Raw genomic sequence first — 23,233 nt, 5'->3', positions numbered from 1 at the left:
GAAATGCGCAGGATTTTCGATGGAACACACTTTGGAAAACGCTTACATTTGGTGTATATCAGATGTAAACATAGGGGATAAAGGGGGATTATCGAATGAGAAAGCTGATTGCCACTACATTGGTGGCCGCTGTTACACTCTCGGTGGTTGGATGCTCACAATCAGGCGGTTCGCAGCCTGCAGCGTCGGGGGGAGGATCGGCTCCTGCGGGGAATCCCAAAATCGGAGTCGCCATCTACAAGTTCGATGATACGTTCATGACAGGAGTGCGCAATGCGATTTCGAAAGCCGCGGAGGGCAAAGCGGAAGTGGACATTGTAGACAGCCAAAATGCCCAGCCTACGCAAAATGACAAAGTGGATTTGTTCATTAACAAAAAGGTAAACGCCCTTGCCATCAATCCGGTGGATCGCACAGCTGCTGGCGTCCTTATCGACAAGGCGAAGCAAGCCAATATTCCTGTCGTCTTCTTCAACCGTGAGCCGATGCCAGAGGATATGCAGAAGTGGGATAAGGTCTATTACGTGGGAGCAAAAGCGGAGGAATCCGGCACGATTTCTGGGCAGCTGATCGTCGATTACTGGAAGGCAAATCCGGACGCAGATAAAAACAAGGATGGCGTCCTCCAATACGTCATGTTAAAAGGCGAGCCAGGGCATCAGGATGCTGAGCTGCGGACGAAGTTTTCGGTGAAGGCGATTGAAGATGCAGGGATTAAAGTAGAGAAGGTCGCGGAAGATACAGCCATGTGGGATCGCGTAAAAGGGCAGGAAAAGATGGCAGCCTTCCTCGCAGCATCCGGTGACAAGATCGAAGCTGTTCTTGCCAACAACGACGATATGGCACTAGGGGCGATCGAAGCGCTGAAGGCATCCGGCTATTTTGCGAATGGCAAGTATATGCCCGTTGTTGGCGTGGATGCCACAGCGCCTGCACTGAAGGAGCTGGAGGCAGGAACCTTGCTCGGAACGGTCCTCAACGATGCGAATAACCAAGGAAAAGCCACCCTTAGTATCGCTGCGTCTTTGGCAAAGGGCGAAACGCCAACGAAAGATTCCACAGGCTTTGACATTACGGATGGCAAGTACGTGTGGGTGCCCTACAAAAAAATCACCAAGGAAAACATGAACGACGCGAAATAAAAAAGCAGGAGAGTCGGTGAAGAGACGAATCCGACTCTCCTGTTTCGGTGATGGGGATGATTTTTGCAAAAAGGAGGGCATTCGCATGGACCAGCATGCGTTTTTATTGGAAATGAACCACATTCATAAAGAATTTCCAGGGGTCAAGGCACTCGATGATGTCACGCTAAAGGTCCGGCCCGGAACAGTCCATGCACTGATGGGAGAGAATGGAGCAGGCAAATCGACCCTGATGAAGTGTCTCTTCGGAATTTATCGGCCAGATGCGGGAGAAATCGTGTTAAACAAAGAGCAGGTGACGATGAGCAGCTCAAAGGACGCGCTGGCACATGGCATCTCCATGATTCATCAAGAGCTACATCCGGTGCCCTTTCGCAATGTCATGGAAAACATATGGCTAGGACGTTTTCCGGTCAAAAGAATCGGTCCTTTTCCGTTTGTGGATGAGAAAAAAATGCTTTCGGATACAGAGAAGCTGTTTGCTGATCTGGGAATGGACCTGAATCCGCACGCTGTAGTCCGTGACCTGTCTGTATCCAAGGTACAGTCGCTTGAAATTGCCAAAGCTGTCTCCTACCAATCCAAAGTGATTATTATGGACGAACCGACGTCTTCCTTGACGGGAAACGAGGTGGAGCAGTTATTTGCGATCATCCGCGAACTGAAGAGCAGAGGTGTCGCCATTATCTATATTTCACACAAGATGGAAGAAATTTTACGGATTGCGGATGACGTGACGATCATGCGCGATGGCAAGCTCATTGGAACATGGCGGGCGACCGAGCTGACGACAGACCTGATCATCTCCAGAATGGTCGGACGGGACCTGACGCAGCGTTTCCCGAGTCGATCCAATACGCCAAGGGAACCGATTTTGAAGGTAGAGGGACTGACCTCCCCATATTCCCAGTCATTTCAGCACGTGTCGTTTGAATTACGAAAAGGCGAAATCTTGGGCATAGGCGGCCTCGTGGGCGCACAACGAACAGAGCTGATTGAGGCATTGTTTGGACTACGCGCGGTGTCAGCAGGAAAAGTGTCGATCAACGGTCAGGAGGTACGGATCAAATCACCGAAGGATGCGAAGAAGTACAAAATGGCGCTCTTGACGGAGGAGCGGCGCGTCACCGGCATCATTCCTGTCTTATCGATTTTGGAAAATACGGTCATTGCGAATTTGTCCAGTTACCAAACCCCTTTTCTGCTCCTCAATGAGCGCAAGTGTAGAGCCGATGTCAGCCGCAGCATCGAGATGCTCCGCGTCAAGACTCCCTCTATGAAAGCACTGATCAAAAACCTGTCAGGAGGCAATCAGCAAAAGGTTCTGCTGGCACGGTGGCTTTTGACTGATCCGGATATTTTATTGCTGGACGAACCTACGCGTGGGGTCGATGTCGGCGCCAAATACGAAATCTATACCATCATCGCGGAGCTGGCGAGTCAGGGAAAAGGCATCATCATGATTTCCTCGGAAATGCCGGAGTTGCTTGGAATGTCAGATCGGATCATGGTCATGTGCGAGGGGAGGCTCTCCGGTTTTTTGTCTGGCCCAGCGGCAACCGAAGAAGAGATCATGCGGCTGGCTACCAAACATCTTGCATGAGAAAGGAGGGGGAAGAGGTATGTCTCAGTTGTCTGCTAAACAGGTGCAAGGCTTTGTTACGCAAAACGCCATCTATATCGTTCTGGTTTTGTTAATAGCGGGAATAGCGATTTACGATCCCAATTTTCTTTCCATTACAACGCTTCGGGATATTTTGATGCAATCCTCAACTCGCGCCATTATTGCCTTGGGTGCTGCGTTTGTTCTCATCACAGGAGGAACGGATCTTTCTGCGGGGCGAGTGGTCGGATTGACGGCCGTCATCTCCGCCTCGATGCTGCAAAGCCAAGATTATCCGCGGAGGTTTTTCCCGGATTTACCCGATTTGCCGTTGCTTATCCCCATTCTCATTGCAATTGCTGCGGGCTTGCTGGTTGGTCTGATCAATGGCATCATTGTGTCTCGTTTTAGTGTGCCCCCTTTTATCGCCACGTTGGGTATGATGGTCATTGTATACGGATTCAACTCCATCTATTTTGATATGGAGCCCAATCAATCGCAGCCAATTGCTGGACTGCGCAGTGACTTCAATCAGCTTGGGACAGGGTACATCGGCCCGAGTGGCCCGTATTCGATTCCGTATATCGTTATCATTGCGATCATGGTTGCGTTCATCGTCTGGGTGATCTTCAATAAAACACGGCTTGGAAAAAACATGTACGCCATCGGAGGCAACATGCAGGCCGCAACTGTTTCCGGGATCAATGTTGCTTTCAACCTCATGATTATTTATGCCATTGCTGGTGCCCTGTATGGACTCGGAGGCGTTCTGGAGGCAGCCAGAACAGGTGGCGCGACGAACAACTACGGCAACATGTACGAGCTGGACGCCATTGCAGCCTGTGTGGTAGGTGGAGTCTCGACGTCTGGCGGAATTGGTACCGTTCCTGGTGTGCTTGCGGGTGTCCTTATTTTTGGTGTCATCAACTACGGACTTACGTTTATCGGAGTCAACCCGTATTGGCAGCTCATCATCAAAGGACTCATCATTGTGGCAGCCGTTGCTTTTGACATTCGCAAATACTTGGCGAAAAAATAGAAAGAGACCCCGGATCAGCTGTCAGGCAGCTTTTTCTGGGGTCTTTGCTTGTTTATTTTCGCAGTGGTGTGATTTTCATATACGTAAATAATCGCCATACCCACTCAAGTGGCCCCATGCGGAAGACAGCCAGCCAGCGTACACTAAATACCATTTGCACCACGTAGATACCGAGGCAGATCAGTGTCGTTTGCAAGTAGCCCAGATTGCCGAACCAATCGAACAAATAGCTTCCCACAAGGATCAATACGGTTTGTCCGACGTAGTTTGTCAAAGCCATGCGACCGTAGCTGGTTAGCGGAGACAAGAGCGTTTGGACGGTTTTGTTTTGCAAGAGCCGAATCAGGGTCGTTGTGTAGAAGGCAGCCATGACAAGACCTGTGGAGGTCAAGGCAATCGTGTAGTTCATCAGATGCTGTAGGGTTTCTTCTGACATGGTATCGTCTACAACCAGATTCGCTCCACCCATTGCTGGATCAGCAGGAGTCAGCCGGTATTGGATAAACAAGCCGATTAACGAAAGGATGAAGGTCACGCCCTGCACTTTTTTAATCACAGGCAAAAATCTAGGAATGTCCTGAAAGACCCCGTACTGCCCAACAGCGAGTCCCAAAATAAACAACGGAAGCACCAAAAGCGGCTTGAAGCCGGTAGCGCAGACAGCTATAGACAGAATAAGGCCGATGACCAGATTGGTTTTCGCCTTCAAACGATAAAAAGGCAGTAAGATGAAGCCGAAGATGGCGTAGATGAAGAGTGCTTCGCCAGGGTGAAACATTTTATGCACAAAGCCAAGAGTGAGCAGCGCAATCAAACGCCGAATGAACAAAACGGTACTATTGGCCCCTTTTGCTTTTGCACGACTAATGAAAATATAGAAGCCCACGCCAAACAAGAAGGAAAAGATCACGAAGAAGCGAGATTCCACAAAGAAATTGAAAAACTGGAACAGCCAGTGGTCCACACTTCCTATCTCAGGTGTTTGTGCATACAGCAATGCCACGATGTTGACGAGGAGAATGCCCATTAAGGCGAAGCCCCGTACGGTATCTACTGTATCAATTCGTTGGTTCATGGTAGGTGCGTTTTCTTTCAATCCCATCACTTCCTTCTCTCGTTGTTCGTCGTCCGATCGCGCACTTTTCCTATCCTAGCTCATCCGGAGATGGAGGAGAAATGGCATATGCTTACGTCTCGCTTACAAAAGTGTAAGAAGTGAGGGGCTCTCCCGTATTCGACCGCAACTTCATCCCAAATTCTTGCGTCTATTGTAATAATCAGGAAGTCGGGGTGCGCAATGAAGCCGATCGCACGGGGAAAGTGGCGTCTGGCAGCAGGCATGGCCTATTTTCGTTGGAAAAGGTATGTACAATGGACATTTGGTCAAACGAGGTTCGCTCATGAGAAAAGAAGCGAATGGTTGCGTTATGTCCATTATTCTCATCAAACGATTTTGTTACGCCCATTGCAGAACGTGGAAATGTGGATGCAGCACAACAAAGTGATCAATTTGCGTCTGGCGATTGCACGACTGAACGGATTGCTTATTCATCCCGGAGAAACCTTTTCGTACTGGAAACAGATTGGCAAGCCGACCCGTAGCAAAGGCTATGTAGAGGGCATGTTGCTCTCACAGGGACGTGTCACAGCTGGAGTTGGCGGAGGGCTTTGTCAGCTCTCCAATTTGCTGTACTGGATGACCCTGCATACGCCGTTGACAGTGACGGAACGACATCGTCATAGCTACGATGTTTTTCCCGATTCGAATCGGACACAGCCGTTCGGAAGTGGGGCGACTTGTTTCTATAACTATCTGGATTTGCAAATCGCCAACCGGACGACTCAGACCTTTCAACTGCATGTCTATCTGACCGATACACATTTGGTAGGGGAATGGCGTTCAGACATGCCACCGACACGGACGTATGTCATTATCGAGAAAGAACATGAGATCCATCCTTCGATTTGGGAAGGGTATGAACGGAAGAATGAATTGTATCGTGATGTTTATTCGCTGGAAGGAGAATGGGTGGAGCAAGAATGGCTGACGGAGAATCGGGCTTATTTGATGTACGAGCCATTGCTGCCGAAAGGATGATGTTTCCTGTTCGGGATACGAACTGGAACTCCACTGCGATCTGTGCGAAAATAGGAACATATGCTTTCGTCTAGGGAACGTGGAAAGGTGGATTTATACATATGTCTTTTGCAGATCGTATCACAGCAGGGCTGAACCCGGAGCAGCGGGAAGCAGTCCTTACAACAGAAGGCCCCGTCTTGATTTTGGCCGGTGCGGGTAGCGGCAAGACCAAGGTACTGACACAGCGTATCGCATACTTGATCAGTGCCAAACAGGTAGCGCCTTGGAGCATTTTGGCGATTACCTTCACCAACAAAGCAGCTCGGGAGATGCAAAACCGTGTGGCTGCCATTATTGGCGGAGCGGCAGCGCAGGATGCATGGCTGTCGACGTTTCACTCCTTGTGTGTGCGGATTTTGCGCAGGGATATCGACCGACTCGGCATCAATCGCAGCTTTTCCATTTTGGATGCCGGTGATCAGCTGTCTGTCGTCAAGCAATGTTTAAAAGAATTAAACATCGATCCGAAGCAGTATGAGCCGCGCTCGATTTTGGCAGCGATCAGTGGAGCGAAAAACGAACTGACCGATCCAGAAACCTATACGCGTCTTGCGGGCGATCCATTTGCACAAGTGGCAGCAAAGGTTTATACGGCTTATCAGAAAAAGCTGAGAAATAACCAGTCGCTGGACTTCGACGATCTGATCATGACGACGGTTCGTCTGTTTAAAGAAGTGCCGGAAGTATTGGAGTTTTATCAAAAGAAATTCCGTTACATACACGTTGACGAGTATCAGGATACAAACCGGGCGCAATACCTTTTGATTTCCATGCTGGCAGATAAGTATCGAAATGTATGCTGCGTGGGGGATGCTGACCAAAGTATTTATAAATGGCGCGGTGCCGACATCTCGATCATTTTAAACTTTGAAAAAGACTATCCCGAAGCCAAGCTAATTAAGCTCGAGCAAAACTATCGCTCTACCAAAACGATTTTGCAGGCGGCGAATCAGGTCATTGCCAATAACAAGCTGCGCAAGGAAAAGAAGCTCTGGACGGAGAATCCGGGTGGCGACAAGATCATGTGCTTCCAGGGTGATTCCGAGCATGACGAGTCGTATTTTATTGTCGATACGATTCGCAAGCAGATGGCACAGTACAAGCGCTACGACAAATTTGCAGTCCTGTATCGGACGAATGCACAGTCCCGTGTGGTCGAGGAAGTTTTCATCAAGTCGAACATTCCGTACACCATCGTCGGCGGAACCAAGTTCTACGATCGCAAAGAGATCAAAGACATCTTGGCTTATTTGCGTCTCATCTCCAATCCGGATGACGATATCAGCTTGCAACGCATCATCAACGTACCAAAGCGTAATATCGGGGATACGACAGTAGATAAGCTACAAGCGTATGCGAACGCAAATGGTCAGTCCCTTTTCCAAGCGATTCAGGAGACCGCTTATATGGGGCTACCTTCGCGTACGACGAATGCGATCCTGTCCTTTAATGATCTCATCTCGAATTTGATGCAAATGACCGATTACTTGAGTGTGACTGAGCTGGTGGAAGAAGTGCTGAAGCGCTCTGGATACCGCGATTCTTTAAAAGAAGAAAAAACGCTGGAAGCACAGGCGCGTCTGGAGAATATCGAGGAGTTCCTGTCTGTAACGCAGGAGTTCGAGCGCAAAAATGAAGACAAGAGCTTGCTAGCCTTCCTGACCGACCTCGCGTTGGTGGCAGACATCGATTCTTTGGGAGATGATGGTGCCCAAGAGGAAGTATCGGCAGATGGGCAGGTTGTATTAATGACCTTGCACAGCGCCAAAGGTCTGGAGTTCCCAGTCGTGTTCCTGGTCGGTTGCGAGGAAGGTGTCTTTCCACATAGCCGCTCTTTGTTTGACGATACCGAGATGGAGGAAGAGCGCCGACTGGCTTACGTGGGAATTACACGGGCGGAGGAACGTCTGTACATGACTTGTGCCCGTATGCGGACGTTGTTTGGACGGACCAATGTGAATGCGCCGTCTCGTTTCCTGCAAGAAATTCCGGCTGAGCTGTTGGAAGGAAATCCAGCGACAGCGGACCGAAGCTTCGGCGGTGGACGAAGCAGTGCATTTGGACAGCGTGATGGCAGTGCGTTCGGACGTGAGGCGGGAGCGAGACCGTTTGGAGCGTCTTCCTCACAAGCAGGCTCTGCTCCGAAATTTGGCATGAGTCAGCGAACCGCAAGCAGCACACCTGCTACGTTTACCCGTCCAGCGGGTGAAAAACTGCCTGGTCACGGTCAAGGAGCAGGTGTTGATTGGAAGGTTGGCGACAGAGTAGCACATGGCAAATGGGGCAACGGTACGGTCGTCAAAGTAAAAGGAACGGGCGACGACATGGAGCTCGACATTGCATTCCCAAGCCCGACTGGCATTAAAAAGCTATTAGCGAAGTTCGCTCCTATTCAAAAAGGATAGTGTGCAAATGCAAATACAGCCAATCGCAAAAATGGTAGTTCAAAAAGTCGTCTTTTGATCACGAAGCAGTCCGGGAAGCTTATTCGCATCGATAATGGCGTTCACCTTCGAAGTCCGGTGCTCATGTAGGGACCTACACTCCGCTCCTCCTTCGTACGGTTCTCGCCATTATCTCGGTGCTGAAAAGCCAACTTTTTGAACAGGTATGAGTAAGAAAGGATGAACGAAATGGATCGATTGACGGCGGAAACAAAAATTAAAGAATTAGCGAAACTAATTGAGCGGCATAATCGTCTTTACCATGAAGAGGATCGACCTGAGATTTCTGACCAGGAATACGATCAATTGATGCGGGAGCTAAAGGAGCTTGAAACCAGCTTCCCTGATTTGCAGTCACCTGATTCTCCTTCCTTGCGTGTAGGGGGAGAACCGCTGCCCTTCTTTGAAAAGGTCGTTCATAGGACACCGATGCTCAGTCTCGGTAACGCCTTTAACGAGGAGGACATCAGGGATTTTGACCGCCGAGTACGTCAGGCCGTTGGCAGTCAGGCTGTCCGATATGTAGCTGAACTGAAAATTGATGGTCTGGCCGTGTCACTTCATTATGAAAATGGGCTGTTCGTCCGCGGGGCTACCCGTGGAGACGGAACAACAGGCGAAGACATCACACAAAACCTGAAAACGATTCGTTCCATTCCTTTGCGTCTGACGAAACCGTTGACCCTTGAGGTTCGCGGTGAGGCTTACATGTCCAAAGGAGCATTTGAAAAGCTGAACAAAGAACGCGAGGAGCGTGGAGAAGCATTATTTGCCAACCCGCGCAATTCCGCAGCTGGCTCGCTCCGACAGCTCGATCCGAAGATTGCCGCATCCCGTCAACTGGATACGTTTGTTTACGGCATTGGCGATTTGCAAGGGGAGTCAGTGGAATCGCACAGTGAAGGGCTTGATTTGCTGGAGACGCTCGGCTTCATGGTGAATCAGGAGCGACGCGTATTTGACGAAGTCGATGAACTTCTCACTTTTATTGCCGGCTGGACAGAGAAGCGTCCACATTTGCCTTATGAAATTGACGGCATGGTGATCAAGGTCGACAGTTACGCGCAGCAGGAGGAGCTCGGATTTACTGCGAAAAGTCCGCGTTGGGCTATCGCTTACAAGTTCCCTGCCGAAGAAGCGGTGACGGTTCTCGAAGGTATTGAAGTATCTGTGGGTCGTACAGGGAATGTTACCCCGACTGCTTTGTTGAAGCCAGTTAGTCTGGCAGGTACGACTGTGAAGCGTGCTTCCTTGCACAACGAAGATATTATTCGGGAAAAAGGTCTCCTTATCGGCGATCATGTTGTCGTCAAAAAAGCCGGGGACATTATCCCGGAGATTATCGCTGTCTTGCCAGAGCGTCGTACTGGAAATGAAGTACCGTTTGCCATGCCAACGCATTGCCCGGAATGCGGCAGTGAGCTGGTGCGCTTGGAGGAAGAAGTGGCTCTGCGCTGCATCAATCCGATGTGTCCGGCACTGATCCGTGAAGGCATGATTCATTTCGTGTCTCGAACAGCCATGAACATTGACGGCTTGGGAGAAAAGGTCGTGGCCCAGCTGTATCGCGACGGTATTATTCACAGTGTTGCTGACCTGTATTACTTGCACCAACAGCGCGATGTTCTAATGGGCATGGAGCGCATGGGTGAAAAGTCCGTAGATAATTTGCTCGCGGCGATTGAAGCGAGCAAGGAAAACTCGCTGGAGCGCGTACTGTTTGGTCTTGGTATTCGTTTGGTCGGAGCCAAGGCGGCACGTGTTCTCGCGGAGCATTTTGGCAATATCGATGCCATTATGCAGGCATCCGAAGAAGAGATTACACAAATCGATGAGATCGGGCCGAAAATGGCTGCGAGTCTCGTGAACTACTTCGCACAGCCGCAGGCTCAGGCAGTTATTGAGAGACTGCGTACGGCCGGAGTGAACATGGAGTACAAAGGAATCCGCATTGAAAGTGGCGCAGACCTCCCATTCTCAGGTAAAACAATCGTTTTAACTGGCACCTTGACGCAAATGTCGCGACAGGAAGCAGAGGAAGCGATTGCGCGCTTGGGTGGGAAGGTAACAGGCAGCGTCAGCAAGAAGACAGACCTGGTGATTGCAGGTGAAAAAGCGGGCTCTAAGCTGGAGAAGGCAGAAAAACTAGGCGTGGCTGTTATGGACGAAGCAGGTTTCCTGCAAGTATTGGAGAGCAACGCCTAAGAAAACGGTGGCGACAACGGATGAGTAAGGGAAGGGACGTGAAGAGCATGAATAGCTTCCTGAAATGGGGAATCGGTGTATTAGCCATGCTGCAATTGGTTGGCTGTGGAAGTAACAGCAGTACTGGCAGTGAACAAACCAATACGAATCCTCCAACAGTTACAGCTTTTGCTCTACAAGGGAACTTGACCTATCAGGACGTATTGGAGCAGGGAGCAACCATTCACAATCTGATGATGACCGATGATGCTAAGCAAATATGGGTGGGTACCAATTCGGGGCTGTATAGCTCGGTTGGGGGTGGATCGTGGGCCTCTCTCTCGACGGATTTAGAGCAGTATGCGATCGAAGGTTGGCTTGTGGACCCGGATGATCCGAAGCAAATATTTGTCGGCGGGATTGATGGGGTTCTTCATTCGACAGATGGTGGTAAAAAATGGGCTTCTGTCAACAAGGGGTTGCCAGAGCCTGCGAATATCAGCAGCTTTGTGGGGAGTCGCCAAGGAGGCGAAATACGTCTGTTTGCCTTTGTCTCGGGTGAAGGCATTTATCAATCGACGGACGAGGCCCAATCTTGGAGCCTGTGGCAGCCGATAGATCAGGAAGTATTTGCCATGGACTTTGATCCCGAACAAGACCGACTCTATGTAGCGGCTCAATTCAGCTTGCTCTATAATGAAGAGGGGCAGTGGAAGACAGAGGAGATTCCCGGAGCACAGCAGATCTATTCGCTCGCCATTAACAGACGAACTGGCACTCTCGCTGTCGCAACCGAAAAAGGTATCTATGAGAAAATCAAGGGCGAATGGCGTTTGCTTGATGCTCGCTCACCAGAAAAGCTGATTGTCATTGCTTCAGGTGGCGAGGATACAAAATGGGTGGGGATTGGCGAATCGGCATTGATCTATAAGCTCGAAGACAATCGATGGATCAAGTGGAACGAATGATTTGTACATCGCCCACTTTTGGATACGAAAAGGAGTAATCTATGAAAGTGAAGTTTTTGACAGGATGCAGGTTCTTCACAGCTGTACTTCTTGTGATGGCATTGACTGGCTGCTCGTTGATACCTGGGGGCAAGGACAAAGCTCCTGAGCCTACTACACCGTCCTTGTCGGAGGTAGTGGAAGTATCCGAGGATTACTACGGCAGTATTACGCCATATCAGCCGAACCAGACGCGAGGTATGCTTGGGGATACGAAATATCGCATCGATTTCAGTCATCTTGAATTAGGCCTGATGGAGTTTGCTCGGGAGACATTCCCGACGTCCGATTATTATTTCCAAGAAGGTCAAGTAGTGAAAAAAGAGCAAGTCACCCAGTGGATCGCACAAGAAAAGACGGCTGGGGCCAACGGGAAAAAGAAAAACGGAATTCTCGTGCACGTGTTGGAGCACGATTACCTGAACAAAAAGGATAAGAGCTTGGCTGGCATGGTGTTGGGCTTGTCGCTTTCGCCGAACTACCAGGATGCAACCGGTCAGGACAAGGTCTACACGACTCAAGAACTGCAAGCAAAAGGCCAGCAGGTCGCAGCTCGTATTGTGCAGTCTGTACGTGCCAACAGCCCGCAGGTTCCGATATTGATTTTGATGTATCAAGTACCGGAAGCGAATTCTTCTCTGGTGCCAGGTCACTTTATCATGTCAGGAACTGTAGGGGCGAATGAAGCAACGGTATCCAAGTGGCTGCCGATCGAAGAGGAGTTTTTACTATTCCCAAGCTCTGAGGCTGAGAAGAAGTACCCAGAAGTGTCCTTGCAGTACGATAAGCTCATGCGCCAGTCTAAGGGTTATTTCGGTGAGTACATCGGGATGACTGGTCTGGGGCGCTTCATGGATGGCAGGCTGACGGAAATGACAATCACAGCTACGGCAGAGTATGACTCCAGAACAGAGGTATTGCAGTTTACTCAATTTGCAGCGGGCAGTATCAACCAACTATTCGATAAGAACGTCCATGTCAACATGTACGTGCAGTCGATGAACAAACCATTGTCGCTCTACATTCGACCGACAAGTGGTGAGCCGTATATGCATATTTACAGACAATAAGGAAAAGCAACAAGTACCCGAATGATCGCCTGAAAAGGTGAGTAAGTCGGGTGTTTTTTTGTACACAAAAGATAGTCAATTGAACAAAAGTGTAAAGTGATGAACGCTGCATGTACAAAAGTGTTCGAAATACTTCTTGAATCTTGGCGGTGATTTTTCGGAAAAAATGCAAACACTAATAGAGTCGAGCTTTTAATTGTTTGGTTGGTATGATCCTTGCATATGTTTTATGAGTGATCCGAAACATGGAAGATATCGATAAGGAGGCGTCACAGATGCAAGTGGAATTCAAAAACGAGGCGTTCACCAATTTTAGTCTGCCAGAAAATAAAAAGGCATTTGAAGAAGCGCTCGCTAAGGTAGAAAGTGAGCTTGGCCGTGAGTATTCGCTTATCATCGGCGGAGAACGCATCACAACTGAAAAGAAATCCAGCTCCTTCAACCCTTCTAATAAAGAACAAGTAGTGGGCGTTGTTTCCCAGGCTGACCAAGCACTGGCTGAAAAAGCGATCCAAACAGCTGCTAGCACTTTCGAAACATGGAAAAAGGTGCCTGCACAAGCACGTTCCCGCTATCTGTATAAAGCAGCAGCAATCCTGCGTCGCCGCAAGCATGAGTTCTCTGCTTGGCTCGTAAAAGAAGCAGGAAAAAGCTGGCCAGAAGCTGATGCTGACACAGCAGAAGCAATCGACTTCATGGAATACTATGCACGTCAAATGGATAAGCTGTCCCAGCGCCATGACTTGCCACGTATCCCGGATGAGGACAACGAACTGTACTACATTCCACTTGGCGTAGGTATCGTTATCCCGCCTTGGAACTTCCCTCTGGCGATCATGGCTGGTATGACGACAGCAGCTCTCGTAGCGGGTAACACTGTTGTATTGAAGCCTGCTTCTACTACTCCAGTTATCGCTGCCAAATTCATGGAAATCCTCGAAGACGCTGGCGTACCAGCTGGTGTTGTGAACTTCGTACCAGGTTCCGGTAGCGAAATCGGCGATTACCTCGTAGAGCACAACCTGACTCGTTTCATCAGCTTCACAGGTTCCCGTGACGTAGGTCTGCGTATCAACGAACTGGCTGCGAAACATCGTCCAGGTCAAAAATGGATGAAGCGTCTGGTTGCCGAAATGGGCGGTAAAGACTCCATCGTGGTTGACAACGACTGCGACCTCGAGTTGGCTGCACAGTCCATCGTGGCTTCTGCATTCGGCTTCTCCGGTCAAAAATGTTCCGCTTGCTCCCGTGCTATCGTTCACCAAGACGTGTACGATCAAGTACTGGGTCGCGTAGTAGAGTTGACCAAACAACTGACTGTCGGCGACATCAGAACCAACGAGTTCTACACAGGTCCTGTAGTTGACGAGAAAGCATACAACAAAATCCTCGAGTACATCGAGATTGGTAAAACAGAAGGCAAACTGGTTGCAGGTGGCGAAAAAGGTCCAGAATCCGGCTACTTCATCATGCCAACTGTATTTGCAGATGTAGATCCACAAGCTCGCATCATGCAAGAAGAAATCTTCGGCCCAGTGGTAGCGTTCACGAAAGCGAACGATTTCGATCATGCACTGGAAATCGCGAACAACACCGAGTACGGTTTGACTGGCGCTGTCATCAGCCGCAACCGTGAAAACCTGGAGCGTGCACGCGAAGAGTTCCATGCTGGTAACCTGTACTTCAACCGCAAGTGCACAGGCGCTTTGGTAGGTGTACATCCATTCGGAGGATTCAACATGTCCGGTACAGACTCCAAAGCGGGTGGACCAGACTACCTCTTGCTCTTCACACAAGCAAAAATGGTTTCCGAAAAACTGTAAGCTTCGCAATAAAAAAGGCTGCCTCTTATACAGGGGCGGCTTTTTTGTTCCCATTTTGTCCACACTAAAGACAAAATGAAGGGCAAAGCAGGTGAGGGTAACTGTTTACTTATATCGTGTCAGGACTCTCCTCGTTTTTTGTTGTGTATTTGTTAATGCCAGTAGCAAATTGGCTGGCTTGGAAAACAAAGCTGCTAGATATGCCAAAGGGAAGAAAGGGACATAGCAGACCGATCCCATTATCTGGTGGGTTGGCGATGTTCGTCGGTCTCTTGTTGGTGTCAACTTTTTTTGCAGGGGCGCAAAAAACCGTTGCAGTTTTGGCAGTTGGAGGGGCCATGCTGGTGGCCATTGGATGGGTAGACGATACGTACAAGTCGAAGAAAAAAGAGTTTCCGGCACTGCCGAAGCTGATGGTGCAGTTATTGGTAGCGACGCTGACATTCTTCATGGATATTCGCTTTCGGGGAATCAATTTCATGTGGCTGGGGGGAGAGGAAGGGATGTATATCTCATTTCCAATCCTGGTTTCCCTGCTGATGACCGTGCTGTGGATCGTCGGCTTGATCAATATGGTGAATTTTTTGGATGGGGTGGACGGACTCGCTGCAGGTGCTACTGTGATCTCAGCGGTGACCTTGTTCTTTTTATCGATGCTCAAAGGTCAAGAATTAACGGCACTATTGGCAGTCGCACTGGCAGGTGCTGCACTCGCTTTTCTACGCTTTAATTTTTATCCGGCGAAAATTTTTATGGGTGACGCGGGATCGATGTTTTTGGGATTCGCTCTCGGCGTGATCTCGTTGGAAGGAACGATGAAAGGGGCTACGCTCATTTCATTAGTCGTGACTGTGCTGGCAGTAGGCTTGCCCGTCATAGACACTGTACAGGTCATGATCAGTCGGCTTTTGGCAGGCTCCCCCATGTACCAAGCGGATCGTCGACATGTTCATCATCGGCTCATGTCCCGGGGGTTGTCTACGAAGCAGACGGTCATCATTCTGTATGTGGTGAGTTTGCTGTTCTCCGTCTTGGCAGTGTTTTTGTTTTATAGTCAATAATCAAATGGAGTCAAAGAAAAAGAAACGATTGCGCCCTGTCTTTTTGGCCTGATAAAGTGCTTTGTCTGCATTGCTCAACAGTTGTTCCGCTTCGCTTGCAGATGCCGGGTAGAGGGCAATGCCTATGCTTGTCGAGAACGGTATGGCCCGGTCCTCGATCATCCACGGCTCTTGAGTCGCAAGCAGGATACGGTTCGCAATTTTTTCAACCTGACGTTCGGAGTGAATGCCGGTCAGAACGATGACAAACTCGTCTCCACCCAGACGTGCGACAATATCTCCATCTCGAACGGATGATTTGAGGCGTGTAGCCAACATTTGCAAAAACAAATCTCCAGTGTCATGACCCCAGGTATCGTTAATTTCTTTAAAGCGGTCACAGTCCAAATAGAGGGCAGCGACTATCTCCTCTTTTGATTGGGCAGCACGTAGAGCTTGCTGGAGCTTTTCGGAGAGGAGGCGCCTGTTCGGTAATCCTGTGAGCACATCATGATACGCCATATAGGCCAGCTGTGACTCCAGGTTTGTGCGTTCGGTAACATCGCGGGTAATGGAAAATACATGCGTACATACGCCATTACTATCGTAGACAGGAGAAAGAATGGATTCGCCAATGATGTCACCATTTGCAGTAAAGTGGATCGGACTCCCGCTTTTTACCGCTTGTGTGTACATATGCTGTAATAAGCTGTTTTTTTCATGAGGATACACGTCCTCAAACGTTTTTCCGTATGCTTCCTCGCTCAACTGAGCATTGTACATAGCGGATGGATTCATCAAGACATAGCGGAACTGATACTCCCCGTCCGCAGCTTGTTCGACAGCCATGAGAAAGAACATGTCCGACATATGATCGAACAGACTGGTTAGGATATCTCCATGTTGACTGACAAGGGTAGTAAAATCGAGCTTCTTCACCATAACCGATATCTCCTGATAATGTGTGTTCAAAAAGTCGACCTTTTGAACAACCACTGATAGTTGGCTTGTTAGAATGATTATAGTATAGCAAGACCGTCGAAGAAAATGATGAACCTCTGGTAATAGTGCGGGGTTTACTGGCTGTTAGCAGAAGTGGTAAAGTAAGGGTATTGTTGTTTTACGAAGGAGCATTTCTTATGGGCAAAAAGCTGCTCCCAGGTCTCATTCATCGCTTGCCACAAAACGCGATGTCGCGGACTATGGGCAAAATTACCGCTACTCCCTTTAGTCGATTAGCCATTCAACGATACATAAAGCACTATCAAATTGATACGTCCATCATAGAAAAGCCGGCTTCGGAATACCGCACGCTGAAGGAGTTTTTTTCCCGACGCCTGAAGCCCGCAGCGAGACCGATTGCACCTGGCCCAGATACCATCGTCAGCCCGGTAGATGGAACCGTTTCGCAGTTGGGTGATATTTGCGAAGGTACTTTGATCCAAGCAAAGGGAAAAGAGTTCAGTGTGAGTGAGCTGTTGGGCGGTTCAGAGGAAGAGGCCAAACGTTATTATGGTGGTAAATTTATCACGATTTATTTGAGTCCAAGGGATTACCACCGGATTCATATGCCGGTAACGGGCGATTTGAGCTGTTACTGCTATTTGCCTGGCAGACTCTATCCAGTCAACCAGCTCGGGATAGAAAACGTAGACCGTTTGTTTGCCCGCAATGAACGCTTGGTAACTCACATCAAAACAGATAGCCTGGGCGATATGGCTTTGGTTAAAGTAGGAGCTTTGTTTGTAGGAAGCGTGAAGGTCTGCTACAACACAGCTACGACGAATATCAAGCATGGGCGGCAAACCCACGAGAAGATTGCTGGGACACCTCGCTATGAAAAAGGGGCGGAGCTGGGCTGGTTCGAATTTGGATCCACCGTCATTTTGTTGTTGGAGTCCAACAAGCTCGAATGGGCAACGGGCGTTGAAAAAGGGAAGTCTCTTTTGATGGGGCAGGCCTTGGCGAAAAAGAAGGCTGAATAGCAAGAGATAGAAGACGCACAGTCCAGGGCAAATGCCTTGGGCTTGTTTTTCTTAGAAGATGAAGTTTTCTAGTAGATGTGGCTGTGGTGGGGAGAAGAATATTTCCAGTCTAGGCTCCAGGCTCCGTCCTGCTGAGGGCTCAGACTGCCCGCTCCGAAGGGATTCGCGGGGAAACGCAAAAGTGGTAGCCGCTACGTCGCACGGGCACGGTTGCGTTTCTTTTGCCCGCTCATCCCTTCTCCGCTTGGTAGGACTCCACAAGTCGCTACGTCTGGAAATATTCTTCTCTGTCGTAACTGATTACATTCTTCCATCTTTTAAGTCTTTTAGACCCGTTTAACACTGAACGCTCGTAGAGGAAACAGGAGGAAAAAGCGAAGATCTTTGGTACACCGACCGAGACGGAATGCAAAAAGCGAAACACGCTCTTAAGCGTCCACCTCTGAAACACATCCTGAAAGGACTACTTTGGACGCGGTTTCGCTTTTTGCATGGAGTCGGGCAGTGAATCCCCCAGCGGGTGGGACAAGAAGCTGAGCGTTTTCTCCTGTTTCCTCCCCACCACAACAGCGAGCCAAAGTTTTTATTAGCGAATAATCGATCAATATTTTTTTGTCGAGAACATTATTTGTTTTTCCTGTTGAAATCCCTACGAAAATTGACTGAACCTGCTCTTTTCAAGTAAGATCAAAGTTATGTGATACGATTCGGAGGTGGAAAGAATGAGTGCCATTACTCGCAAAGAAGTAGAACACGTAGCTAATTTGGCCCGTTTGCAGCTCACTGAGGAAGAAGCGGAGCGGTACACAAAAGACCTGAATGCGATTCTTGATTTTGCAGCCAAGCTGAATGAGCTCGATACATCCAATATTGAGCCAACCAGTCATGCTACAGACGTGAAAAACGTCATGCGCGAAGACGTAAACAGACCGTCCCTGCCGCGTGAGGACGTGCTGAAAAACGCACCAGATCACGAAGACGGGCAGTTTAAAGTACCGGCTGTATTTGAATAACCTACTGGATAACGAGAAGGGAGGAACCCACTGTGTCGCTGTTTGACAAGCGATTGTCTGAAATACATAGCGCCCTGCGCGCAAAAGAGATTTCGGTAACGGATCTGGTGCAGGCTTCCATCGCTAGCATCAAGGAGCATGACGGAGAAATCCAATCCGTCCTGCATGTAGATGAAGAGGGAGCCTTGGCTCATGCCCGTCAATTGGACGAGCGTCTGGTCAAGGGAAATGAGGAACTGGGTCTTCTCTACGGCTTGCCTGCCGGACTGAAGGACAACCTGGTTACAAAAGACGTTCGCACGACTTGCGCGAGCAAATTTTTGGCGAACTACGATCCTGTCCATGACGGGACTGTTTCCAAAAAGGTCAAGGATGCCGATGCGGTCATCGTTGCGAAGCTGAACATGGACGAGTTTGCGATGGGCGGCTCCAACGAAAATTCCGGCTTTTTCCCAGCGAAAAACCCGTGGAACACCGACTATGTTCCGGGAGGCTCTTCCGGTGGCTCAGCGGCGGCAATGGCTGCGCGTCATTTTTATTTCACACTCGGCTCTGATACAGGTGGCTCCATCCGTCAGCCTGCTGCTTTTTGTGGCGTTGTCGGCTTGAAGCCTACGTATGGACGTGTATCCCGTTTCGGTCTGGTTGCGTTCGCGTCCTCGCTGGATCAAATCGGGCCGGTGACGAAAAACGTAGAGGATTCCGCCTATGTGCTGCAAGCAATTGCGGGACATGATGAATACGACTCTACCTCTGCCAATGTGGACGTACCGGATTACTTGTCCGCATTGACTGGAGATGTAAAAGGACTGCGTATCGGGGTACCGAAAGAGTTGATCGGAGAAGGGATTGACCCTGAGGTTCGCGATGCTGTTCTGGCAGCATTGAAACAGCTGGAGAGCATGGGTGCTACATGGAGCGAGGTTTCCATGCCGCATACAGAATACGCAGTGCCAGCTTACTACCTCTTGTCTTCGTCTGAAGCTTCGTCCAACCTGGCTCGTTTTGACGGCGTACGATATGGTGTGCGTGCAGACAATGCTGCAAACCTGATCGAGCTGTACAAGGAATCTCGCAGCCAAGGCTTTGGCCCAGAAGTGAAGCGCCGCATCATGCTCGGAACCTACGCGCTCTCGTCTGGCTATTACGATGCTTACTACAAAAAGGCGCAGCAAGTACGCACCTTGATCATTCAGGACTTCAACAGCATTTTTGCTGACTACGATGTCATCTTGCATCCAACTACGCCTTCTACGGCTTTCAAAGTAGGCGAAAACGTAGATGATCCGGTGAAAATGTATCTGGAAGATATTTGTACCGTTCCTGTAAACCTGGCTGGACTGCCAGCAATCAGCGTGCCGTGCGGATTCTCCAAAAACGGTCTGCCGATCGGTTTGCAGATCGTAGGTCGTGCATTTGACGAATCCACCGTATTGCGCGTAGCCCATGCGTATGAGCAAACAGCAGGCTTCTACGGCCGCAAACCGGAATGGGTGAGGGGGTAAGAGCATGAGCAAATACGAAACCGTCATCGGCTTGGAGGTTCACGCCGAGCTATCGACCAACAGTAAAATCTTTTGCGGTTGCCCGACTGAATTTGGTGCCCCGCCGAATACACATACATGTCCGATCTGCTTGGGACATCCAGGTGTACTGCCTGTAACGAACAAGCAAGCGGTAGAATTCGCGATGAAAGCAGCACTCGCCCTCAACTGCGAGATTTCCCGCGAGACTAAGTTCGACCGCAAGAACTACTTTTATCCAGACTCGCCAAAAGCGTACCAAATCTCGCAGTTTGACCAGCCGATCGGCTACAATGGCTGGATCGACATCGAGGTAAACGGTGAGACGAAACGAATTGGCATCACTCGTCTGCATTTGGAAGAGGATGCGGGTAAGCTGACGCACAGCGATTTTGGCGGAGAGTCCCTGGTTGACTTCAACCGCGTCGGTGTACCGCTCGTCGAGATCGTTTCTGAGCCAGACATCCGCACACCGGAAGAAGCACGTGCGTATCTGGAAAAGCTGAAAGCGATCATCCAGTACACCGAAGTATCTGACGTTCGCATGGAACAAGGCTCCCTGCGCTGCGATGCCAATGTTTCGATCCGTCCATACGGTCAAGAAGAATTCGGAACCAAGGCTGAGCTGAAAAACATGAACTCCTTCCGCAACGTACAAATGGGCTTGGAGTACGAGGTACTGCGTCAGACGGAGGTAGTTTCTTCCGGTGGCAAGGTCGTTCAGGAAACACGCCGTTGGGATGAAGCGAACAAGAAGACGTTGACGATGCGTTCGAAAGAAGAAGCGCACGACTATCGTTACTTCCCAGACCCGGATCTGGTTCGCATGCAGATTTCCGAGGAGTGGATTGAAGCGGTTCGCGCAACCATTCCAGAGCTGCCAGATGCTCGTCAGGCACGCTATGTGAACGAGTTTGGCTTGTCTAAGGATGATGCCGGAGTCATTACGATCTCCAAGGAGACGGCTGATTTCTTTGATGAGACTGTGAAAACAGGAGCAGAGCCGAAGTCCGTAGCAAACTGGCTGATGGTTGACCTATTGGCACACCTCAACGCCAACAATCTGGTGTTTGCTGATGTGAAAATGACACCAAAAGGCTTGGGTGAGATGATCAAGCTGATCGAGGACGGAACCATTTCCTCCAAAATCGCCAAAACCGTCTTCAAAGAGATGGTCGAGACCGGCAAAGAGCCGAAGCAGATCGTCGAAGAAAAAGGACTTGTCCAAATTAGCGATGAAGGCGCTCTGCGTCAAGTCGTCGTCGATGCGGTCAATTCCAACCCGCAAGCCGTGGCAGACTTCAAAGCCGGAAACGAAAAAGCAGCTGCTTTCTTCGTGGGTCAAGTTATGAAGCAAACCAAAGGCAAGGCAAACCCGGGAATGGTAAACAAGTTGATTCAGGAAGTATTGAACAGCCTGTAGGCAAAACATACGACAGCACTTTCTCTGGAAGGGGAGAGTGCTGTTTTTTTGTGCTATAAGCTATGCTAAATAGTGGAAAAAAAGTAAGATAGAATGCGTAGCTATCATCATAATTGATTAGGAGAAATGTTCATGAAACAAAATTGGAAAAGTGCAACGGCTGCTTTTGCAGTGACAACCATGCTGCTGGGAACGGGTGCCCAGGCATTTGCTACAAGCCCGGAAATGATCTTGAAAAATGCAGAAACTCCATCGGAAGAACAAGTCAAGCTGCCTACTCGTGCGGTAGAGATTGTCGCTGCGCTGGAGAAGCTGGAGCCTGCTTTGAAAGCTTTGACGGTGCGGGAAGTCTTCATTTCGGAGCAAGATGAAAATCAAGTGGTCTTGACTATGCATCATCCAGACAACATACATGAGGATGCGTATATCCTTTTTGATCGCAATAGCGGTGAGATGGTTGGTTTCGAGGCTGCCACCATCATCTGGGATCAGAAAGAAAAAGCAACAGATGAGGCCATTTTGAAAAAAGCCGATAAAGCCGTTGAGGAGTTGCTTGGATCGAAGAAGCGGAGCATGACGGATGCCCCACAATTGTCAACATACGTGGATGATGAGGAAGAGTCAATTGAATTCCGAAATGTCTACTATCCGATTCTGTTGAACGGTCTGGAAATAGAAGGAACGCGTTTTGGCATAGATGTAGACATGGATTTCGCGGGTCATTTAATCGGGGTCTCGTTTGAACCGCTCGATTTGAAGGGAGTTCAGGTTGCTGACCCGAAAAAAGCTGTCGCAAAAGAGGCGATCCAGAAGCAGATTTTTACACCTGAACGAATCCAGCATGGATATGTATGGGAAGGTAGTGAAGGTAAGCCTGGGTTAGCGTATAAGCTAAGAACATCTCCAATATTTGATGCACTGACAGGCAAGCAGATCGTTGATGGATGGGGGGAAGAAAATGGGGAAGGCAAGCTAAATGCTGCTGATCTGAAAAATATTTCCTTGAAGCCCCAGGCAAAGCCATTCATTGAGAAAAATGCAACGGATACACAAATTTTAGAGCGCCTGTTTGGAATAGATACGAAGAAGACGTATTCGACCTATCGAAAGGAGGAGCAGGACGGCATAATCAATCATTATTGGGCGAACTATGTTGAAGTGAATTACGCTTCGGTAGTGGAGGACAAAATGACAGGAGAGATTGGTGGTTATCTGAATTGGACGCATATCCCATATCTTCCTGCTCCGCTCACCAAAGAACAGTCGTTACAAAAAGCGATTGCTTTCTTGGAGCCTTATGCAAAAAAATCCGAATGGCAAGTCGAAATGTACGAACGAATCAAACCAGAAGATCCACTGGCTCTGAAGGTTCTTTCGAATAGGGATAACAAGCAAGAGACTGAGGAAAAGAAATCCATCGAGCAGTATGGCTTTTTATTTTTCGAGAAACAAAACGGTATACCAGCCATGGAGTATTCTTATGGAGTAGTTATTGATCCAATTAAAGGACAAGTCGCAGAGTTCCTGGCCTCAGTTCCCGCAGAGGATCGCAAATATCCTGTGCTCAAACCATCCGTAACAGACCAGCAGGTTGCTGAAATTTTCGCCAAAAATGTACCGGTAAAGCTGACTTACATCTGGCCGACATCCAGTGATCATAATGCTCCCATTCTTGCCTACAAGCTCGATACCAGCAAAGGCTGGCCAACTGTAGATGCCGTAAACGGATCGTTCAAATGGAGTGAGTCCGAGGAATAGTAGCCCGTATAGAAACACGAGACAGGAAGAGAGAAAGGC

17 protein-coding genes are annotated in these 23,233 nt (G+C 49.2%); 15 read left to right on the top strand and 2 right to left on the bottom strand.

The genetic code is table 11. The features are described 5' to 3' along the window. The first annotated feature begins 95 nt into the window (after positions 1 to 95). The 3 genes from POF51_RS10600 to mglC all read left to right on the top strand — a co-directional run bounded on the left by POF51_RS10600 (position 96) and on the right by mglC (position 3,784). Positions 96 to 1,142 (top strand): galactose ABC transporter substrate-binding protein, encoded by a 1,047-nt coding sequence (locus POF51_RS10600; RefSeq protein WP_069847234.1) that lies wholly within the window; start codon positions 96 to 98, stop codon positions 1,140 to 1,142. Positions 1,143 to 1,227: 85 nt separating this feature from the next. Beyond that, positions 1,228 to 2,745, top strand: coding sequence for a sugar ABC transporter ATP-binding protein (locus POF51_RS10595; protein WP_271755362.1), 1,518 nt, complete (start codon positions 1,228 to 1,230; stop codon positions 2,743 to 2,745). Positions 2,746 to 2,764: 19 nt separating this feature from the next. Then, the gene (gene mglC, locus POF51_RS10590; protein WP_271755361.1) at positions 2,765 to 3,784 is read left to right on the top strand and encodes a galactose/methyl galactoside ABC transporter permease MglC; all 1,020 of its coding nucleotides are present in this window, start codon (positions 2,765 to 2,767) and stop codon (positions 3,782 to 3,784) included. A gap of 52 nt (positions 3,785 to 3,836) precedes the next feature. Here the strand turns inward: mglC and POF51_RS10585 are convergent, their stop codons facing one another. Next, the gene (locus POF51_RS10585) at positions 3,837 to 4,886 is read right to left on the bottom strand and encodes a DUF418 domain-containing protein (RefSeq protein WP_069847226.1); all 1,050 of its coding nucleotides are present in this window, start codon (positions 4,884 to 4,886) and stop codon (positions 3,837 to 3,839) included. Positions 4,887 to 5,081: 195 nt separating this feature from the next. Between POF51_RS10585 and POF51_RS10580 the strand changes: the two genes are divergently transcribed. From POF51_RS10580 to POF51_RS10550, 7 genes are all read left to right on the top strand, one after another. Beyond that, complete coding sequence (locus tag POF51_RS10580) at positions 5,082 to 5,882, top strand: VanW family protein (RefSeq protein ID WP_069847224.1); 801 nt, start codon at positions 5,082 to 5,084, stop codon at positions 5,880 to 5,882. A gap of 101 nt (positions 5,883 to 5,983) precedes the next feature. Beyond that, positions 5,984 to 8,329: a DNA helicase PcrA gene (gene pcrA, locus POF51_RS10575; protein ID WP_069847221.1), complete on the top strand. Its 2,346-nt coding sequence runs from the start codon at positions 5,984 to 5,986 to the stop codon at positions 8,327 to 8,329. 228 nt (positions 8,330 to 8,557) lie between these two features. Then, on the top strand, positions 8,558 to 10,573 hold the full coding sequence (ligA, locus tag POF51_RS10570) for an NAD-dependent DNA ligase LigA (protein WP_069847219.1): 2,016 nt from the start codon (positions 8,558 to 8,560) through the stop codon (positions 10,571 to 10,573). A gap of 20 nt (positions 10,574 to 10,593) precedes the next feature. Continuing rightward, positions 10,594 to 11,520 carry a WD40/YVTN/BNR-like repeat-containing protein gene (locus POF51_RS10565; RefSeq protein ID WP_069847217.1) on the top strand — a complete coding sequence of 309 codons (927 nt, stop codon included), beginning with the start codon at positions 10,594 to 10,596 and terminating at the stop codon, positions 11,518 to 11,520. 41 nt (positions 11,521 to 11,561) lie between these two features. Next, positions 11,562 to 12,629, top strand: a complete 1,068-nt coding sequence (locus tag POF51_RS10560) for a CamS family sex pheromone protein (RefSeq protein WP_069847215.1) — start codon at positions 11,562 to 11,564, stop codon at positions 12,627 to 12,629. Positions 12,630 to 12,904: 275 nt separating this feature from the next. Then, the gene (gene pruA, locus POF51_RS10555) at positions 12,905 to 14,452 is read left to right on the top strand and encodes an L-glutamate gamma-semialdehyde dehydrogenase (RefSeq protein WP_069847212.1); all 1,548 of its coding nucleotides are present in this window, start codon (positions 12,905 to 12,907) and stop codon (positions 14,450 to 14,452) included. 257 nt (positions 14,453 to 14,709) lie between these two features. Further along, the gene (locus POF51_RS10550) at positions 14,710 to 15,513 is read left to right on the top strand and encodes an MraY family glycosyltransferase (protein WP_017249798.1); all 804 of its coding nucleotides are present in this window, start codon (positions 14,710 to 14,712) and stop codon (positions 15,511 to 15,513) included. Here the strand turns inward: POF51_RS10550 and POF51_RS10545 are convergent, their stop codons facing one another. Continuing rightward, positions 15,514 to 16,434, bottom strand: coding sequence for a GGDEF domain-containing protein (locus POF51_RS10545; protein ID WP_271755360.1), 921 nt, complete (start codon positions 16,432 to 16,434; stop codon positions 15,514 to 15,516). It lies immediately after the preceding gene. A gap of 197 nt (positions 16,435 to 16,631) precedes the next feature. Between POF51_RS10545 and asd the strand changes: the two genes are divergently transcribed. From asd to POF51_RS10520, 5 genes are all read left to right on the top strand, one after another. Next, entirely contained in the window at positions 16,632 to 17,477 is an 846-nt protein-coding gene (asd, locus tag POF51_RS10540; protein WP_271755359.1) for an archaetidylserine decarboxylase, read from the top strand. 722 nt (positions 17,478 to 18,199) lie between these two features. Continuing rightward, on the top strand, positions 18,200 to 18,490 hold the full coding sequence (gatC, locus tag POF51_RS10535) for an Asp-tRNA(Asn)/Glu-tRNA(Gln) amidotransferase subunit GatC (RefSeq protein WP_007717539.1): 291 nt from the start codon (positions 18,200 to 18,202) through the stop codon (positions 18,488 to 18,490). 32 nt (positions 18,491 to 18,522) lie between these two features. Further along, positions 18,523 to 19,995, top strand: a complete 1,473-nt coding sequence (gatA, locus tag POF51_RS10530) for an Asp-tRNA(Asn)/Glu-tRNA(Gln) amidotransferase subunit GatA (protein WP_271755358.1) — start codon at positions 18,523 to 18,525, stop codon at positions 19,993 to 19,995. 4 nt (positions 19,996 to 19,999) lie between these two features. Then, complete coding sequence (gatB, locus tag POF51_RS10525) at positions 20,000 to 21,436, top strand: Asp-tRNA(Asn)/Glu-tRNA(Gln) amidotransferase subunit GatB (RefSeq protein ID WP_069847202.1); 1,437 nt, start codon at positions 20,000 to 20,002, stop codon at positions 21,434 to 21,436. 132 nt (positions 21,437 to 21,568) lie between these two features. Beyond that, entirely contained in the window at positions 21,569 to 23,194 is a 1,626-nt protein-coding gene (locus tag POF51_RS10520; RefSeq protein WP_271755357.1) for a hypothetical protein, read from the top strand. Positions 23,195 to 23,233 lie beyond the last annotated feature (39 nt).

The sequence above is a fragment of the Brevibacillus sp. AG genome, assembly GCF_028369215.1.
GTDB lineage: Bacteria > Bacillota > Bacilli > Brevibacillales > Brevibacillaceae > Brevibacillus > Brevibacillus porteri.
The sequence above is the reverse complement of the archived record's forward strand: the minus strand, read 5'-3'. Positions and strand labels throughout refer to the sequence as shown.

Excerpts from the sequence above, each read along its gene's own strand:
- POF51_RS10600 (WP_069847234.1), top strand. The coding sequence starts at position 96 with ATGAGAAAGCTGATTGCCACTACATTGGTGGCCGCTGTTACACTCTCG.
- POF51_RS10595 (WP_271755362.1), top strand. The coding sequence starts at position 1,228 with ATGGACCAGCATGCGTTTTTATTGGAAATGAACCACATTCATAAAGAA.
- mglC (WP_271755361.1), top strand. The coding sequence starts at position 2,765 with ATGTCTCAGTTGTCTGCTAAACAGGTGCAAGGCTTTGTTACGCAAAAC.
- POF51_RS10585 (WP_069847226.1), bottom strand. The coding sequence starts at position 4,886 with ATGGGATTGAAAGAAAACGCACCTACCATGAACCAACGAATTGATACA.
- POF51_RS10580 (WP_069847224.1), top strand. The coding sequence starts at position 5,082 with ATGAAGCCGATCGCACGGGGAAAGTGGCGTCTGGCAGCAGGCATGGCC.
- pcrA (WP_069847221.1), top strand. The coding sequence starts at position 5,984 with ATGTCTTTTGCAGATCGTATCACAGCAGGGCTGAACCCGGAGCAGCGG.
- ligA (WP_069847219.1), top strand. The coding sequence starts at position 8,558 with ATGGATCGATTGACGGCGGAAACAAAAATTAAAGAATTAGCGAAACTA.
- POF51_RS10565 (WP_069847217.1), top strand. The coding sequence starts at position 10,594 with ATGAGTAAGGGAAGGGACGTGAAGAGCATGAATAGCTTCCTGAAATGG.
- POF51_RS10560 (WP_069847215.1), top strand. The coding sequence starts at position 11,562 with ATGAAAGTGAAGTTTTTGACAGGATGCAGGTTCTTCACAGCTGTACTT.
- pruA (WP_069847212.1), top strand. The coding sequence starts at position 12,905 with ATGCAAGTGGAATTCAAAAACGAGGCGTTCACCAATTTTAGTCTGCCA.
- POF51_RS10550 (WP_017249798.1), top strand. The coding sequence starts at position 14,710 with ATGTTCGTCGGTCTCTTGTTGGTGTCAACTTTTTTTGCAGGGGCGCAA.
- POF51_RS10545 (WP_271755360.1), bottom strand. The coding sequence starts at position 16,434 with ATGGTGAAGAAGCTCGATTTTACTACCCTTGTCAGTCAACATGGAGAT.
- asd (WP_271755359.1), top strand. The coding sequence starts at position 16,632 with ATGGGCAAAAAGCTGCTCCCAGGTCTCATTCATCGCTTGCCACAAAAC.
- gatC (WP_007717539.1), top strand. The coding sequence starts at position 18,200 with ATGAGTGCCATTACTCGCAAAGAAGTAGAACACGTAGCTAATTTGGCC.
- gatB (WP_069847202.1), top strand. The coding sequence starts at position 20,000 with ATGAGCAAATACGAAACCGTCATCGGCTTGGAGGTTCACGCCGAGCTA.
- POF51_RS10520 (WP_271755357.1), top strand. The coding sequence starts at position 21,569 with ATGAAACAAAATTGGAAAAGTGCAACGGCTGCTTTTGCAGTGACAACC.